At 62.0% G+C, this 15,576-nt stretch carries 16 protein-coding genes; 3 read left to right on the top strand and 13 right to left on the bottom strand.

Annotation, left to right across the window (positions count from 1 at the left end):
* Positions 1 to 38: 38 nt before the first annotated feature.
* Positions 39 to 323 (bottom strand): acylphosphatase, encoded by a 285-nt coding sequence (locus tag QN224_RS08460; protein ID WP_283976284.1) that lies wholly within the window; start codon positions 321 to 323, stop codon positions 39 to 41.
* A 514-nt stretch (positions 324 to 837) separates the two neighbouring features.
* Here QN224_RS08460 and QN224_RS08465 point away from each other — a divergent pair.
* The 3 genes from QN224_RS08465 to QN224_RS08475 all read left to right on the top strand — a co-directional run bounded on the left by QN224_RS08465 (position 838) and on the right by QN224_RS08475 (position 2,500).
* Positions 838 to 1,521, top strand: a complete 684-nt coding sequence (locus tag QN224_RS08465) for an RNA polymerase sigma factor (RefSeq protein ID WP_283976285.1) — start codon at positions 838 to 840, stop codon at positions 1,519 to 1,521.
* A gap of 134 nt (positions 1,522 to 1,655) precedes the next feature.
* A complete protein-coding gene (locus QN224_RS08470; RefSeq protein WP_283976286.1) occupies positions 1,656 to 2,180 on the top strand; it encodes a DUF4142 domain-containing protein in 525 nt (174 codons plus the stop codon).
* Complete coding sequence (locus QN224_RS08475) at positions 2,177 to 2,500, top strand: cupredoxin family copper-binding protein (RefSeq protein WP_283976287.1); 324 nt, start codon at positions 2,177 to 2,179, stop codon at positions 2,498 to 2,500. Before QN224_RS08470 ends, QN224_RS08475 begins: the two co-directional genes overlap by 4 nt.
* A 52-nt stretch (positions 2,501 to 2,552) precedes the next feature.
* Here the strand turns inward: QN224_RS08475 and QN224_RS08480 are convergent, their stop codons facing one another.
* The 12 genes from QN224_RS08480 to QN224_RS08535 form a co-directional block, all read right to left on the bottom strand.
* Positions 2,553 to 3,278: an amino acid ABC transporter ATP-binding protein gene (locus QN224_RS08480; RefSeq protein ID WP_283976288.1), complete on the bottom strand. Its 726-nt coding sequence runs from the start codon at positions 3,276 to 3,278 to the stop codon at positions 2,553 to 2,555.
* Complete coding sequence (locus tag QN224_RS08485) at positions 3,256 to 3,915, bottom strand: amino acid ABC transporter permease (protein WP_283976289.1); 660 nt, start codon at positions 3,913 to 3,915, stop codon at positions 3,256 to 3,258. The genes QN224_RS08480 and QN224_RS08485 overlap by 23 nt, the downstream gene beginning before the upstream one ends.
* A complete protein-coding gene (locus QN224_RS08490; RefSeq protein ID WP_283976290.1) occupies positions 3,912 to 4,583 on the bottom strand; it encodes an amino acid ABC transporter permease in 672 nt (223 codons plus the stop codon). The genes QN224_RS08485 and QN224_RS08490 overlap by 4 nt, the downstream gene beginning before the upstream one ends.
* A gap of 77 nt (positions 4,584 to 4,660) precedes the next feature.
* Positions 4,661 to 5,446 (bottom strand): transporter substrate-binding domain-containing protein, encoded by a 786-nt coding sequence (locus tag QN224_RS08495; RefSeq protein ID WP_283976291.1) that lies wholly within the window; start codon positions 5,444 to 5,446, stop codon positions 4,661 to 4,663.
* Positions 5,447 to 5,465: 19 nt separating this feature from the next.
* Positions 5,466 to 6,200 carry a GntR family transcriptional regulator gene (locus tag QN224_RS08500; RefSeq protein ID WP_283976292.1) on the bottom strand — a complete coding sequence of 245 codons (735 nt, stop codon included), beginning with the start codon at positions 6,198 to 6,200 and terminating at the stop codon, positions 5,466 to 5,468.
* Between the two features lie 198 nt (positions 6,201 to 6,398).
* Positions 6,399 to 8,411 (bottom strand): beta-galactosidase, encoded by a 2,013-nt coding sequence (locus tag QN224_RS08505; RefSeq protein WP_283976293.1) that lies wholly within the window; start codon positions 8,409 to 8,411, stop codon positions 6,399 to 6,401.
* A 225-nt stretch (positions 8,412 to 8,636) separates the two neighbouring features.
* Complete coding sequence (locus tag QN224_RS08510) at positions 8,637 to 9,671, bottom strand: LacI family DNA-binding transcriptional regulator (protein WP_283976294.1); 1,035 nt, start codon at positions 9,669 to 9,671, stop codon at positions 8,637 to 8,639.
* Positions 9,672 to 9,685: 14 nt separating this feature from the next.
* Complete coding sequence (locus QN224_RS08515) at positions 9,686 to 11,389, bottom strand: trehalase family glycosidase (RefSeq protein WP_283976295.1); 1,704 nt, start codon at positions 11,387 to 11,389, stop codon at positions 9,686 to 9,688.
* A 3-nt stretch (positions 11,390 to 11,392) separates the two neighbouring features.
* Positions 11,393 to 12,205 carry a carbohydrate ABC transporter permease gene (locus tag QN224_RS08520; protein WP_283976296.1) on the bottom strand — a complete coding sequence of 271 codons (813 nt, stop codon included), beginning with the start codon at positions 12,203 to 12,205 and terminating at the stop codon, positions 11,393 to 11,395.
* On the bottom strand, positions 12,198 to 13,154 hold the full coding sequence (locus QN224_RS08525) for a sugar ABC transporter permease (protein ID WP_283976297.1): 957 nt from the start codon (positions 13,152 to 13,154) through the stop codon (positions 12,198 to 12,200). The genes QN224_RS08520 and QN224_RS08525 overlap by 8 nt, the downstream gene beginning before the upstream one ends.
* A 15-nt stretch (positions 13,155 to 13,169) precedes the next feature.
* Positions 13,170 to 14,399, bottom strand: a complete 1,230-nt coding sequence (locus QN224_RS08530) for a sugar ABC transporter substrate-binding protein (protein WP_210267475.1) — start codon at positions 14,397 to 14,399, stop codon at positions 13,170 to 13,172.
* On the bottom strand, positions 14,392 to 15,567 hold the full coding sequence (locus tag QN224_RS08535) for a sn-glycerol-3-phosphate ABC transporter ATP-binding protein UgpC (protein WP_283976298.1): 1,176 nt from the start codon (positions 15,565 to 15,567) through the stop codon (positions 14,392 to 14,394). Before QN224_RS08535 ends, QN224_RS08530 begins: the two co-directional genes overlap by 8 nt.
* Between the last annotated feature and the right edge of the window lie 9 nt (positions 15,568 to 15,576).

The raw sequence follows: 15,576 nt of genomic DNA on the forward strand, positions 1-15,576 counted from the left end.
CCGCGCCGGCGCGGCACGCGTATCTAGCGGCCGTCGTGTCAATCGGTGATGTGAAATCCCACGGGCGCGTGCACGGAGGAGGCATCTTCGCTCTCGACCTTCGAGACCCGTGCCGCCGGCGGGCCTTTCCAGAACCGGCTCAACATCGTCGAGATCGCCGCCTCGGGTCCGGCGATCAGAGCGGTGACTGAGCCGTCGCGTTCGTTGCGGACCCAGCCCGCCAGGCCGAGCCGTGCCGCTTCGTCGCGGGTCCAGACGCGGAAGGCGACGCCCTGCACCCTTCCGGTGATCCGCACCAGAGCCGCCTTGCGATCCTCCGCCATGGCTGCCTCCTTCGTCTTGGGGTCCCCTAAATCTGGCGCAGACAGCGGGGAATGCAAGCGCATCGCTTCGGGTTCAGCGCACCGGGTGCCCCCGCGCACCGTCAGCCGACGCTGTTGTAAATTCCACGCCATATCTCGATTGCGTAGAAATTTACCCACGTCGGGCTTGAAGATGTTGCATCGCAGCATTATTGTATGACTTATCGATAGAGCCTTCCTCCTCCCGGCTCCATCGTGGGATCGGCAACCCTCCTCCTCCCAGTTGCCGATCAGGATCGAAAGCCCGGCGCAACTCCTCCCGCGCCGGGCTTTCTCTTTTGAAGGCTGTCGCACGCCGATTTAAGGACAAAACATGCAGCGGTTCGAATTGCTGCAGCGTCCTTTGCGCGTCTGATAAGACGCACGGCGCTGTAGGGTCGAAGCGTTGAGGCTATCGCGATAGAATGGCGATCACCTGCACATTTGGGAACGTTTGAGCGGGTCCGGCATCCAATGTGCGACAAGGAGCCACGCCATGCCCATCGCCGAAACAGTCCCTTCCCGAAAACGAGAGATGCCGTCGCGCGACATCGACGCCTTCCGCGCGATCATGCAGACGCACAACCGCAAGCTCTATCGCATCGCGCGGAGCATCGTGCAGAACAACAGCGATGCGGAGGACGTTCTCCAGGAGGCCTATGTCCGCGCCTTCACGCATTTTTCCGAGTTCCGCGGGGAGTCAGCGATTACCACATGGTTGTCGCGCATCGTGATCAACGAGGCCCTGAGCCGGCTGCGCCAAAGTCGGCGCAGGAAACGGCTCACCGAAGACATGTCGCAAGCCCATCAGGCGGAGATCATTGCCTTCCCACTCAACGCAAACGCCGATGACCCGGAAAAGACGATGGCACAGAGACAAATTCTCGACCTGGTCGAAAAGGCGACCGACCAGCTCCCGGACATCTTTCGAACGGTCTTCGTCATGCGCGTGATCGAGGGCCTGAGCAATGAGGAGACCGCCGATCTGCTGGCGCTCCGACCCGAGACCGTCCGGACGCGGCTGCATCGGGCCCGACACCTGCTGAAGGAACAGTTGGAGCGCCAGATCGGCCCCGTCCTGATGGACGCCTTTCCCTTCGCGGGCAAACGCTGCGAGCGTCTGACGGAGGCCGTCCTCGCTCGCATCTCGCGCCCTGAGCCCGGGACCGGCGGCGGATAATCGGGAACGTTTCGACCCGCGAAGCATCCAAAGCACGTCAATTGGACATCACGCTTCAATCTTCTACAGCGCCGCGTCTTATCAGACCGCGCAAAGGACGCTGTAGCACTCTGACTGCTGGAAAGGAACATCCGATGACCACACGCTTAGCCACCGCAGCCGCTGCAATCGCCCTGCTGCTTGGGGGTAATTGGGCGCTCGCTGCCGACAAGCCGACCGATCCACAGATCGCGCATATCGCCTATACCGCAGGTGTGATCGACATCGAAGCGGCGAAGCAGGCCATTGCAACGTCGAAGAACAAGACCGTCGTCGAATTCGCCGAAAGCATGGTGCGCGACCACGAATCTGTAAACCAACAGGCGCTCGATCTCGTCAAGAAGCTCAATGTAACTCCCGAGGACAACGACACCAGCAAAGCTCTGGCGCAGGCAGCTGAAATCAAGCGGGCGGAACTGGCGAAACTGACGGGCGACGACTTCGATAAGGCCTATGTCGAGAACGAGGCCGCCTATCACAAACAGGTCAACGGCGCACTGGAAACCCTGCTGATCCCTTCTGCGCAAAATACCGAGCTCAAGTCTCTCCTCGAGACCGGGCTGAAGCTGTTCCAGGGCCATCAGCAGCACGCCGAACATGTCGCGACGGAACTGAAATGAGCGCGAACCCGGCGAGACGCGCCTTCCTGGCGCTGTTCTTGGGAGCGGCGGCCATCGCCGTTCCCGCACAGGCAGAAACCATTCAGGTCACGATCGACCGCCTCGTCTACGCGCCCGCGGAGATCCAGGCGAAGGTGGGCGATGAAATCGAGTGGATCAACAAAGATGCGCTCGTTCACACCGCCACGGTGCAGGGAGGTGCGGAAGTGCTCCTCCCTGCGAAAAAATCGGGTCGCCTCCCACTGCAGGCCCCGGGCAGCTTCGACTATATCTGCCGCTACCACCCGAACATGAAAGGGCACATCACCGTGCGCCCTTGACCCCACGGGGCGATAGCGACCGGCCGGGTATCCGCCCCGACCGGTCGCCTGCTCAGTGCAAGCCCAGGAACTGCTTCAGCTCCGGCGTCTGCGGATTGGCAAAGACATCCTCCGGCCGTCCGATCTCGTGCACGCGGCCCTGATGCATGAAGACGACACGCGAGCAGACATCGCGGGCGAACTTCATTTCGTGCGTCACCATGAGCAGCGTCATTCCTTCGGCGGCAAGCTCGCGCACGGCCGCCAGCACTTCGGCGACCAGTTCCGGATCGAGCGCGGAGGTAATCTCGTCGCAGAGCAGCGCCATCGGTTGCATCGCAAGCGCGCGAGCGATCGCCACGCGCTGCTGCTGTCCGCCGGAGAGCTCGTCCGGATAGGCGTCGAATTTTTGCTCCAGGCCGACGCGCTCCAGCATCCTGCGCGCCATCTTGTCCGCCTCCGGTTTCGCCGTCTTCTTGACCACCATCTGCGACAGCATGACGTTGCCGCCGACCGTCAGATGCGGGAAAAGATTGAACTGCTGGAAGATCATGCCGATCTTCAGGCGCAGCGCCTTCAGGTGCACTTCATCGTCGTGAAGCTGAGCGCCCGCAACGGAGATTGAGCCCTTGCTGATCGTCTCAAGGCCGTTGATGCAGCGTAAGAGCGTCGACTTGCCCGAACCGCTCTTGCCGATGATAGCGATCACCTCGCCTGGCTCGACATCGAGATTGATGCCCTTCAGCACCTCGTTCTCGCCGTAGCTTTTGCGGACTTCAGTGATTTCTATGAGCGACATTGAGCTTCCTTTCGAGGATCTGGCTGCTCCAGGAGAGCGGCCAGCAAAGCGCGAAATAGATGAGGGCGACGAGGCCGTAGACGGTGAAGGGCTGGAAGGTGGCGTTGGTGACGACAGTGCCGGCCTTCGATAGTTCGACGAAACCGATGATCGAGGTCAGCGCAGTGCCCTTGATGACCTGGACGGAAAAACCGACCGTCGGTGGAACAGCGATCTTCATGGCCTGAGGCAGGATGACGTAGCGCATCTGCTGCAGCCGGCCCATGCCGAGGCTGGCGGCGGCTTCCCATTGACCCCTGGCGATCGCCTCGACGCAGCCGCGCCAGATCTCGCCGAGAAAGGCGGCGGACCAGAAGATCAAGGCCAGTCCGGCGGCAAGCCAGGCCGGGACGTCGATGCCGAAGAGACCAAGCCCGAAAAAGGCGATGAAGAGCTGCATCAGCAGCGGCGTGCCCTGGAACAGCTCGATGTAGTATTTCGCCAGTGACTGCGACCATTTACGCTTGCTGATGCGCAGGAAAAGCAGGCCCAACCCGACGATGCCGCCGCCAACAAAAGAGACGAGTGACAGAACGATCGTCCAGCGGGTGGCAAGCAGCAGGTTTCGCAAAATGTCCCAGATCGTGAACTCGATCATCGCGCTGCCCTCCTCGGGAAGATGAGCCCGCCAACCATCGCCAGCACCTGGCGAAGCAGCACCGCAAGCGCCAGATAGACGGCGGTCGAGACGATATAGGCTTCGAAGGCGCGGAAGGTCCTCGACTGGATGAAGTTCGCCGCGAACGTCAGGTCTTCCGCGGCGATCTGGGAAACGACGGCCGAGCCGAGCATGACGATGACGACCTGCGAAGAGAGCGCCGGCCAGATCCGCTGAAGCGACGGCACGAGAACCACGTGGCGAAAAGTTTCGAAACGCGTCATGGCAAGGCTGGCACCCGCCTCGAATTGGCCCTTCGGCGTCGCCTGGATACCGGCCCTTATGATTTCGCAGCTATAGGCGCCGAGATTGACGATCATGGCGACATTGGCCGCCTGCAGTTCACTGAGCTGCGGGCCGAGCGAAGGAAGCCCGAAGAAGATGAAGAAGAGCTGGATGAGAAACGGCGTGTTGCGGATCAGTTCGACGTAAAGCGCGACGATCGGCTTCAGCCAGGCAGGGCCGAGCGCCCTCACCCAGGCGCAGAAGATGCCAAGCGAAATGCCGGCAACGGCGCCGACCGCGATCAGTTCGATCGTGATCCCGATCCCCTTGACGATCTGCGGATAGTATTCGGCGAGCCAGCCGAATTCGAATTGATAATTCAAAGGCGCACCCCTGTTTGGCAAAACTTCGGCGATGCCATCCCGCCCAGTAACCTCCCGCGCGGGATGGCGGCCGCTGATCAGAGATCGGTGGGCAAATCGGTTCCGAGCCATTTCTGTGAAATGGCGTTCAACGAGCCATCGGCCTTGGCGGCGGCAATAATGCCGTTGACCTTTTCGAGCAGCGCCGGCTGCTCCTTGCTGAGCCCGATGTAGCAGGGCGAATTCTTGATGAGGAATTTGAGCTCCGGCCGCTTCGGCGGGTTCTTGGCGAGAATGGCTGCGGCAACGACGTTACCGGTCGCAACCGCTTCGACCTGCCCGGAAAGGAAGGCGGAAATCGTCCCGTTGTTGTCCTCATAGCGCTTGATGACCGTGTCGGTCGGCGCGATCTTCGTCAGTTCCAGATCCTCGACTGCGCCGCGAGTGACGCCGACCACCTTGCCGGCGAGTTCCTCTGGTTTCGCAGCGGCGAATTCGGTTGGCCCGAAAACGCCATTGAAGAACGGCGCGTAGGCGCTCGAGAAATCTATAACCTTTTCGCGCTCGGGGTTCTTGCCGAGGCTGGAAATCACCAGATCGACCTTGTTGGTCTGCAGATAGGGAATGCGGTTGGCGCTCGTGACCGGTACGAGCTCGACCTCCACGCCCAATTTCTCGGCGATCAGATTGGCCATATCGATGTCGTAGCCGACCGGCGCCATGTCCGGTCCCACGCTGCCGAAGGGCGGAAAGTCTTGGGGAACGGCGACGCGCAGCGCGCCGCGTTCGGTGATGTCGCCGAGCGCATCGGCGTAGGAAACGGAAGCGAAGCCGACGGCGGCCGACAACACCGCCATGGCAACGAAGTGTCTTCTTTTCAGCATCGAGGTCATTCTCCTTTGTTTACGGTTTGGCTTTGCGCGACGCCTTCGAAGACGGAGCGACGGTCTGGGGAGGAAGCGAAAGGGAGTGTCTGAGATCGGCAAGCGGGTCGGGGCGTCTTGTAAGGTCCAGCCCGGTCTCGACCTCGTCCAGATGCTCGACGGAGAGTGCTGCCGCCTTCTGGAAGTCGCCTTCCTCCATCGCGGCGACGATACTGCAATGGCCGAGATGGGACTGCAACGCGTGAAAATCGGACTGGTAGAGCATCGAAATCAGGATCGTGCGTGCAGTCAGATCGCGCAGGATATCGACGAGAATGGCATTGCCGGCGAGTTCCGCGATGCGGATGTGGAAATCGCCCATCAGGCAGGTCAGGCGCTGCCGGTCACCGGCGGCAATTGCCGCCTTCTCGTCTGCGAGATGGGCATTGAGGACTGTGCGGCCGGTTTCCGTCAGGCGGCTCATGGTGCGCAGGAGCCCGGCCTCGATAACGCGGCGGGCGTCATAGACGGTCATCGCCTCCTCGGCGGAGGGCTCCACCACGAACCAGCCGCGCCGCGGGCTGACATTGACGATGCCGCGCGCCTCCAGTCGCATCATGGCCTCGCGCACGCGGGTGCGCGAAACATCGAAGAGCGCTGCGAGCTGGTTTTCGCTCAGCCGCGTACCGGGGCGGATTCGGGCGGAGAGAATGGAAGAGACGACGGCCTCGTCGATGCCATTCTGTGCTGTCTGTTGTGGCGACAAATCTTGCATACAAGGCGAGCAAGCAAGCGTCGTGCCAATTTCAGATCGTTATATTTTCAGCAGCTTGCGACCCAGTCCTGCATGTTTGGTAACCAGCCATGCATTTCGCGTGATTATTTGAGCGCCTCTTCATCAGCAGCCGATGGGCGACTAAGCGGTGCGAACGTCGAGAAGAGGCGGGGCGGCCCAGCCCGCCGCGCACGGCACTCATTCCGTCCAGATAGCCACATCGACCGGCGCGAGCCGTCGGCCGCCGACATAGAACGTCGCCGTCTCTGCCGCCGGAACCTCTGCCGGCGCCTTGCCGAAATTGAAGGCAAAGCGGAGCCGTCCGCGGCGTGTCACCCGCAGATCGCCGAGCTCGGTCAGGCTTTCCACCCCGGCCCAGCCGAGCGCGTCGCCAATCACCTTCTGGAGGAAGTCGCCGCGCGCGACGGTCGCGAGGTAGCGCGCCTTTTCGTTGCCGACGAGCGCCGGTGCGCCGTTGCGGTATTCGCCATCGAAAGTGGCGAGCACCATCTCGCCGGTTCTGATGCTTTCGCGCCAGACGCCGGCCTCAAAGATCTCGTTGCCGTAGAGAACGGTTTCCTTGTGGAAGCCCGGCAGCGACTCGACCCGGGCGACGCTGACATCGATCAGCGTCGAAAGCGGCCCCGGCGGCAGGCCTTCGGGAATGTGCATGTCCTCGGTCTTGCTGCCGCTGCGCGCGCCGAAAAGGACCTTCGCGCCCGACCTTGCCAACCGTTCGACAAAGGCCGCGTCGGCAATCATCAGATCGGGCGCCAGCACCAACTGATAGCCGTCGACGTCGGAATGTGGGCCGATGAAATCGATGTCGACGCCGAGCCGTGACACCGTCGCGTACCAATCGAGCGCCGTGGCTGCGGCGGAATAGCTGCGGCCCTGCGGTAGTGCGCGTGTCGCCCAGCGGGAGCTGTAGTCGAGCACGATCGCGACCTTCGCCTTGCCGCGCGTCTCGCCCTTCGGCAGCCGTTTCATCTCGTCGGCCACCTGCGCGACTTCCAGATAGCCCTGGTCCGCTTCGCTGTTCGGCAGCAGCAGGCCCGCATGGAACTGCTCCTGTGCAAAGGGCACTTGCCGCCAGCGAAAATAGGACACCATGTCGACCCCGTGGGCATAGGCGAGCCAAGTCCAGAGCCGCACCATGCCGTCGGCCGGCGACTGGTTGTGCGCCGCCCAGTTTACCGGGCCCGGCTGCTGCTCCATCACCCAGACGCGGCCGCGGCCGACCGCCCGATAGAGGTCGTGGTTGAACGCCGGCTGGTCGGGGTCGCCAACGCGCAGGTAGTGCGCCTTGTCGTCCGCCGCCAGCCGACCGTTCAAGAGCCCGCCCATCGGGTAGACATCCCAGGAGGCAATGTCGATGTCCTCGCCGACCTTGTAATGGTCGAAGTCTGTATTCTGCGACATGAAGTTATGCGTCACCGGACGGCCTGGGGAATGCGCACGGATGATATCGACCTGCGCCCTGTTGAAGCTCTTCACCTGATCTGAGGAGAAGCGGATGTAGTCGACGATATGGGTCGGGCTCGGCTCCTCGACGAGATTGTTCGGCAGTTCCACCTCGTCGAAACTGTTGTAGTGCATCGCCCAGAACGACGTACCCCAGGCGCGGTTCAGCTCCTCGACGGTTCGATAACGCTCGGCGAGCCACAGCCGGAAGGCGCGCAGCGCCTCGTCCGAATAGCTGTAGATCGTGTCGTGGTCGCCGTATTCGTTGTCCGTCTGCCAGGCATGCACATAGGCGCTTTCGCCATAGCGCGTAGCCATTGCCTCCGTGATGCGGGCGGCCTCCTGGCGGTACCGGCGGCTCGAGAAGCAGTAGTGGCGGCGCGCGCCGAACTTGCGCACGACACCGCGGGCGTCGACCGGCAGGATGTCCGGATGACGGTCGACCAGCCACTTCGGCGGCGCAGCCGTCGGCGTGCCGAGAATGACCTTGAGCCCGGCACCGCCAAGCACGTCGATCGCTTCGTCCAGCCATTCCCAGTGGAACTCGCCGGACCTCGGCTCGATCCGGCCCCAGGCGAACTCGCCGATGCGAACCCAGGCAAGCCCGAGCTCCACCATGCGGCTTGCATCCTCGTCCCATTTCTCGCGCGGCCATTGCTCCGGATAGTAGCAGACGCCGAGTTCGAGCATATCGGAGCGCTGGAGGTCGGGATTGAAGCGGTTAGGTTTGGTCAGCGGCAGATGCAAGGTGGGTTCCTTTGTCACTTTCAATTGGCGACTGCAGGCGAAGCCTTCGTCGCAGCAACGAGCCGGCAGGCGCCGGGATAAAAACGTTTATATTTTCGGTCGGAGAGACGCTGCGCGCCGCCCGTTCGTTAGAACTTTTCGCGGTTCATTGAAGCCGTGGAATTGCCCTACCCCTTTTGAATTCACGCAGTCCCGGAAGGAAATTCGTTACACGCTTTTCCTGGCTTAGCGCTCCGGCCTGAGGCGATCGTCGCATCGCTCGATAAGGTCGGGCATCAGCAAAATTTGCAGCGCCTCCGGTTGTTCGCCCTCCATGCGGCGCAGGATGAATTTGCCAAGCAGCGCGCTTGGTTCGCCGATCGGCAAGTAATAGGTGGTGATCGGCGGCGCGAAATACTGGCTGACGTTCAAGTCGTCGGTGGCATTGATGACCGCGTCGCGACCATGGACGAGGCCCCGCGCGTGGAAGCCGGAGAAGGCACCAAGCGCGGTGGCCTCGTTGGCGCAGATATAGGCGGTCGGCGGATCCGCAAGTTGAGACATGGCGATCACGTTTTCCCGGCCGAAGGCTGGGGTCAGCCGCCCGTGGGCGACCAGGGCCGGATCATAGGGAAGGCCCTCTGTGTCGAGCGCTTGCCGATAACTGTTAAGCCGAACAATGCCGTAGGTCAGTTGCTCCACCGGATTGAGCAGGGCGATGCGCCTGTGCCCGCGCGCGACCAAGCGCGCCATCGACACGCGGATCATTTGCTGGTTGTCGGCGTCCACATAGGCGTGCGGCTCGTTCTCGATGCTCATGCCATAGGTGACGAAGGGAAAATCCGCCTCCTGCATCACACGGATGCGCGGATCGTCGGCGCGCGTACCGGAAATGATGATACCGTCCGCCTTCTTCAGCGAGACGATCTGCTTGATCGTCGCGAGGCTTTCCTTAAAATCGCGCACGGCAAAGAGGGCGACGCGGTAAGGGCTTTCCTCCAGCGCCCAGGAAATACCGCTCAGGAGTTGGGCGTATTCGACGCCTTCCCATTCGTCCTGCTTCGGCCCCGGCGCCGTCATGATCGCGGCGACCTGAAAGGTTTTGCCGGTACGCAACTGCACGCCGTGAAGATTAAGCTCGTAGCCGATCCGCTCGGCGGCATCGAAGACGATCGCGCGCGTTTCCGGACGAACCTGCGGTGAGTGTTTCAACGCCTTGGACACGGTGGCGATCGACAGCCCCGTCTCCTGCGCAATGGTCTTGATCGTCGGTCGCTGCATCGCCGTTCAACTCTTTACCGGTTTTCGTCGCAGAGGGATTGCGCCAGCAGCAGATAGACCGCCGACGTCCAGGCGAACGCCCGGTCGTGCAAGCCCCTCCCCGACCGTGCGTCGAAGTTTTCGGCCATACCGCTTTTGTTGGCAAGTGCACAGAACTTTTGCGCGATTTCTCGCGCCAACGCGCCCTCGCCCTGCCGACGCAGGCCGTCCCAAAGGAGGTAGGTCGTCGGCGCCCAGATCGGCCCTCGCCAGTAGCCGTCGTCTTCGTAGAAGCGGCTCTGCGGGCTCTCGGTCGCCGGCCCCCATTCGGTAATGAAGCCGCCCGCCTTGAGCCTGGCGACAAGCGTTTTACTGATCGCCGCCGGAAGGCGCTTACCGAGAAGCAACGGCATGAATTGGATCAGGCTTTCCCCGTCGACAACGCGGCCCGGATCGCTTGCGAGCCTCGCGCCAAATGTCTCGCCGGTCCACAGCCGGTCGATCAGCAGCGCCTGCAGCCTGTCGGCCGTCTCGGACCAGACGGCGGCACGGCTGGCTTTGTCCGCGAGCAGCGTGGCAAGGGCGTCGCAGGCAAGGATCAGGAACACCGGCAGGTCGGGAGAAAGAACCGGGCCGCCCTTGGCAAAGAAACTCGCATTGTCCCAGCCGCTGTCGTTGCCATGAAAATAGCTCGGCAGTTCGTGTTCGCCGGCTCGCGCACAGGTGAGCCAATAGGCAATCTGCCGGCCGATCGCAGTGCAAAGATAGGCTTTGCGCTCGGGCGTCAGGAAATCCGGCTGCGCCGCGGCGATCGAGGACACCGCCCAGCCGTGCACCGGCGGCTTGGTAAAGGCGAAGAGCACGTCGCGGTCGTTCACATAGTCGGGCAAGAGGCCGGAGGGGTGCTGATGATCGAAGATCGCGGCAAACTGGTCGAAGGCGAGCTTTTCATCGAAAGCCGCCACACCCAGCGCCGAGAAAGCGTTGTCCCAGCTCCAGATGTTGATCATGTGATTTTTCGACATGTAGATCGCCGGCCGCGTCAGCGCGCCGCCGGCGGGCACGGCATTCGCCCAGAGCAGGTAGGCGGCAAGCCGGTGCGCTTCCTCTCCGCCCGCCACGCCTGCGGGTACCGATCGATACCAGGCGGAAAACTCCGCCGCCACGCCGGCATGCGCCTCGTCGAAGCCACCTGCCTTTTCCAGCGGCGGCAGCGCGCGGAAGAAATCCACGTTGCCTTCGAAGCCGTCTTCACCGGAGAAGACGAAAGAGACCTCGGTCGAACGATCGCGCTGCCATTCACCGGAGACGGCAAGATCTCCTGAAACAACTCTTGGAATGAACTTGACGTTTTCGGCGGCCGCGACGAGGCAATCCTCGCCGGCGGGCGTGCGGTAGACATAGTCGTAGCGCGAGCCTTCGAGATGGAAGCGAACGCCCCCGCGCTCGCCTTTCAGATGCAGCCGCTCGCCCTCGCCGATCACGAAACGCACGCAACCCTCGCCGATCCGCGCGACGAACTGGTCCGGCGACAACTCGAAGCGAGCCTCGGCGATTTCTCCTGTCCGATCCAGGAATTCGACGCGGCAGAGTCGACCAAGCGAGGGACGCTCGTCACCGCCGCTGACGTGTCTCAGATAGAGGGCGCGCTCGCTCTCACGGCCCGGCACCCGCATCATCGACAGCGTCAGGAACCGTCCCCTTCGGCTGAAGGGAACATGCTCGATATCGAACAGCATGGCCTAACCTTTCACCGATGAGCCGACCGCGCCATCCATGATGTAGCGCTGCGCCAGGAAAAAGAGCACGAGCGGCGGCAGGCAGAGGATCACGGTGATCGCCGCAATCGAGGTCACGTCGACCTCATGCAGGCCCTTGAACATCGAAAGCCCGAGCGTCAGCGTGTATTTCGACTGGTCGTTGAGGAAGATCAGCGGACCGAGATAATCGTTCCAGGCATTCATGAAATGGAAGGTCCCGACGAGCACCAGCGCCGGCATCATCAGGGGCAGATGAATGCGCCAATAGATGTCGAAGCTGTTCGCCCCGTCCATCCGCGCCGCCTCGTCGATCTCCATCGGCACCGTCATGATGTATTGCCGGAGCAGGAAGACGAAGAACGCATCGGCGAAATAGGCGGGCACGATCAATGGTTTGAGCGTGTTGATCCAGCCCAGCATGTTGAACTCCATGTAGAGCGGAATCATCTTCACGTCCCACGGAATCATCATCGTTGCGAGCAACAGGATGAAGAGCGCATCGCGCCCGGGAAATCGAAAGCGGGCAAAGCCGAAGGCGACGAGCGAACTCGAGAGTAGTTGCCCGACCGTCGAGAAGACGACGACGATCAGCGAGTTCGTGAGATAGGTGCCGAACGGCTGCTTGCTCCAGGCGGCGGCAAAGTTCTCCCAGCGCCATTCGGACGGCCAGAAGACCGGCGGGAACTGATAGAGTTCGGCCGAGCTTTTGATCGCCGTCATGAAGGTCCAGTAGAAGGGCGCGATGAAAAGCGCGGAGGCAAGGATCAGCGCCGAATAGAGGAAGGTCTTACGCATTGCGCTCTCCGTCGGCCTGGCGGATCTCGCCTTCGTAGTAGACCCAGGCGGCAGACCAGCGCATCACCATGAGGCTCAAGGCAAGCACGATGACGAACATCACCCAGGAGCCGGCTGCGGCATAACCCATGTCGAAATATTTGAAGGCGTTGTCGTAGACATACATGGCGAAGAAATAGGTTGAACCGAGCGGACCACCCCTCGTCAAAAGCAGCGCGATCGTCAGTTGCTGGAAGGCGGAGATGATCGAGGTGATGAAGGTGAAGACGAGCATCGGCCCGAGCATCGGCAGCGTGATGAACAGCATCTGGGCCCAGCCCGGCACGCCAGAGATGGTCGCGGCCTCGTAAAGCTCCTTCGGGATCGCCTTGAGGCCTGTGAGCAGAATCAGCATCGTGCCGCCGAGCCCCCAGAGGCTGGCGATGATAATCGCGACGATCGCGAGATTGGGATCGCCGAGCCAGTTCGGGCCGTCGATTCCGACGAGCGACAGCATGAAGTTCAAGAGCCCGTATTCCCTGCTGTAGATCCAGCTCCAGATCGTCACCAGCGCGACGCCGGAAATGACGCTTGGCAGATAGAAGGCGGTGCGGAAGAAGCCGCTGGCAAAGGTCACGTGGTGCAGCATCAGCGCCAGGAAGAACGACATGACGATGTTGAACGGCACGTAGATCGCCGCGAACTTCACGGTGATCCAGAGGCTCTCCCAGAATTGCGGGTCCTCGGTGAACATCGAACGGTAGTTGTCGAAGCCGACGAAGGTGCGCTCGCCGACCACCGGCCAGTCGAAGAAACTCATCGTCAGCGAGAACAGGAGCGGCCCGAGCGTGAAGAACAGGAAACCGAGGATCCACGGGGAAATGAACAGATAGGGCGCAATGTGACGCATTGCGCTCGCACGCTTGCGGGGCGCGGCTCCTGTCTGCGTTCCGGCATAGGCCATATCCATTTCCCCGTTCCTCGCTTATTTCAACAGTCGCTTCGAGCGAGCCACGGCATCGTCCAGATGCGCCTTGGCGTTGCCCTGATCGATCATCGTCGCCTCGATGGCGCGCGCCAGGTTGTCCTGGATCTTGCCCCAGTTCTCGTTCTTCAAATACGCGTGGATTTCGGTGTCAGAGGTGGCGAGAATGTCGAAGAACGGCTTGTAGACCGGGTCCGTGGTCATCCCCTTCTCTTCGGCGACGCTGGTGCGGACCGGCAGGTCGTTGGTGCGCATGGCAACCGCTTCCGGCGAAGAGAAGAACTTTACAAATTCCCAGGCGAGATCCGGATGGGCGGCGTCCTTGGCGATCGAAATCGCCGATACACCGAGCGCTGAATGGGCGACATGGTCGCCGAACTTCGGCAGCGGCGCCACGCCATAGTTGAAGCCGGCAGCATCGATGCCCGCCTTCGACCACATGGCGCTCTGGAACATGGCGATCTTGCTGCCCTTGAAGAGCGTCGCGCCCGACGTATCGTCGCCGAGATTGAGGGTCACCGCCTCCTGCGTCTTGGCCATATCGGCGAACATGTCGAGCACCTCGGCGGCCGCATCGCTGTTCATATAGCCATCGATCTCCTTGCCGTCGTCGGAGATGTATTTGGTGCCGTTCGACCACAGGAACTGCTCGAAGTCATAGGGGTCAGGTTTGGCGTCGACGGCGAAGCCATAGACCTTGTTCGCCTCATCGCGGAACTTCGCGGCCTTGGCGCGCAGGTCCTCCCAGGTCCAGCCGTCCTTCGGCTGCTCAACGCCGGCCTTGGCGAACATGTCCTTGTTGTAGAAGACGACCTGGGTGGTAAAGCCCGAGGGCATGCCGTAGGTCTTGCCCTCGACGCGCGTCGTGTTCATCAACCCTTGAGGAAAATCGTCCGGCTTGATCTCGGCGGCATCCCGCGCGATCAGCTCGTCGAGCGGCATCAACGACGTGTAATATTGCGGAAAATTCCACATATACATGACGTCCGGCGGATTGCCGGCGCCGAAGGCGGCGACGAGCTTCTGGTCGTAACCGTCCGCATAGGGTTCGACCTGGACCTTCACGCCCGGATGCTTTTCCTCGAATTTCTTTGCGATCGCCTGCTGGATTGCAAGGCTTTCATCCGTGTCCCAGGTCGCGAAACGCAAGGTCTCTTCCGCCCGTGTGGTCGCTCCCGTCAGCGCAAGCGCCAAAAGCGAGCCGACGATCGACTTCGTCATCTTATGCATGTCTCTCCTCCAAAACCGGGCCGCGCGGGCCCCTTCCCTTTTCTTGTTTGATGAGCGCCCGCGTCTCGGCATCGAGCGGCCGTTCGATCGCCTTCCCGTCGGCATCGAAGAGATGGCAATGCTCGGAAGGAATGCGGATATGGACGCGCTCGCGGGTTGAGACGGGATGCGTGCCGCGCACGACGGCGGTCAGATCACCGCCGCCTTCGAGGCTGATATGGACGTGGCTTTCGGTGCCGAGGCGTTCGACGAGCCTGACATTGCCGGCAAGATGCGCTTCATCGGGCGATGTCAACGCCAACTTGTCCGGGCGAATTCCAAGCGTCACGGGGCAGTCGCGGCCGATCGGCGCGGGCGAAAGCGTGTCGAGCGAAAGCTCCCGCGCGAGCCCGCCGCCGACAAGCCTCAGGCCCGTCTCGCTCTCGTCCGCCACGTTGGCGCTGAGGAAATTCATGCGGGGGGAGCCGATGAACCCTGCGACGAAGAGGTTTGCCGGCCGATAGAACAGTTCCAGCGGCGTGCCGAACTGGCTGACCTTGCCCTTGTCGAGCACGACGACGCGGTCGGAGAGCGTCATCGCCTCCACCTGATCATGCGTCACATAGATCATCGAAACGGCGAGACGCTCGTGCAGGGCCGCGAGCTCGACACGCATCGTCACGCGTAGCCCCGCATCGAGATTGGAGAGCGGCTCGTCGAGCAGGAACAGCTTCGGCTCGCGCACAATCGCCCGGCCGATCGCCACGCGCTGGCGCTGGCCACCGGAAAGCTGGCGCGGCTTGCGGTTCAGAAGCTCGGTGATGCGCAACACCTCGGCCGCGTTCGTGACGCGCCGTTCGATCTCGTCGCGCTTCATGCCGTTCAGCGCCAGGCCGAAGGAGAGATTCTTGCGGACGTTCATGTGCGGGTAGAGCGCGTAATTTTGGAACACCATCGCAATGTCGCGCTTCGCCGACGGCAAGTCGGTGATGTCACGCTCGCCCAGGCGGATCGAGCCGCCATCGAGATTTTCAAGCCCGGCGATCGAGCGCAGCAACGTGCTCTTGCCGCAGCCCGATGGGCCGAGGAAGCAGACGAACTCGCCGTCGGCGATGTCGAGGTCGATGCCCTTCAACACTTCCAGCGAGCCGAAGCCCTTGCGAAGATTTTCGATGCGGATCGCTGCCAAAAAAATCTC

Source organism: Sinorhizobium sp. 7-81, from assembly GCF_030124405.1.
Taxonomy (GTDB): Bacteria; Pseudomonadota; Alphaproteobacteria; order Rhizobiales; family Rhizobiaceae; genus Sinorhizobium; species Sinorhizobium psoraleae.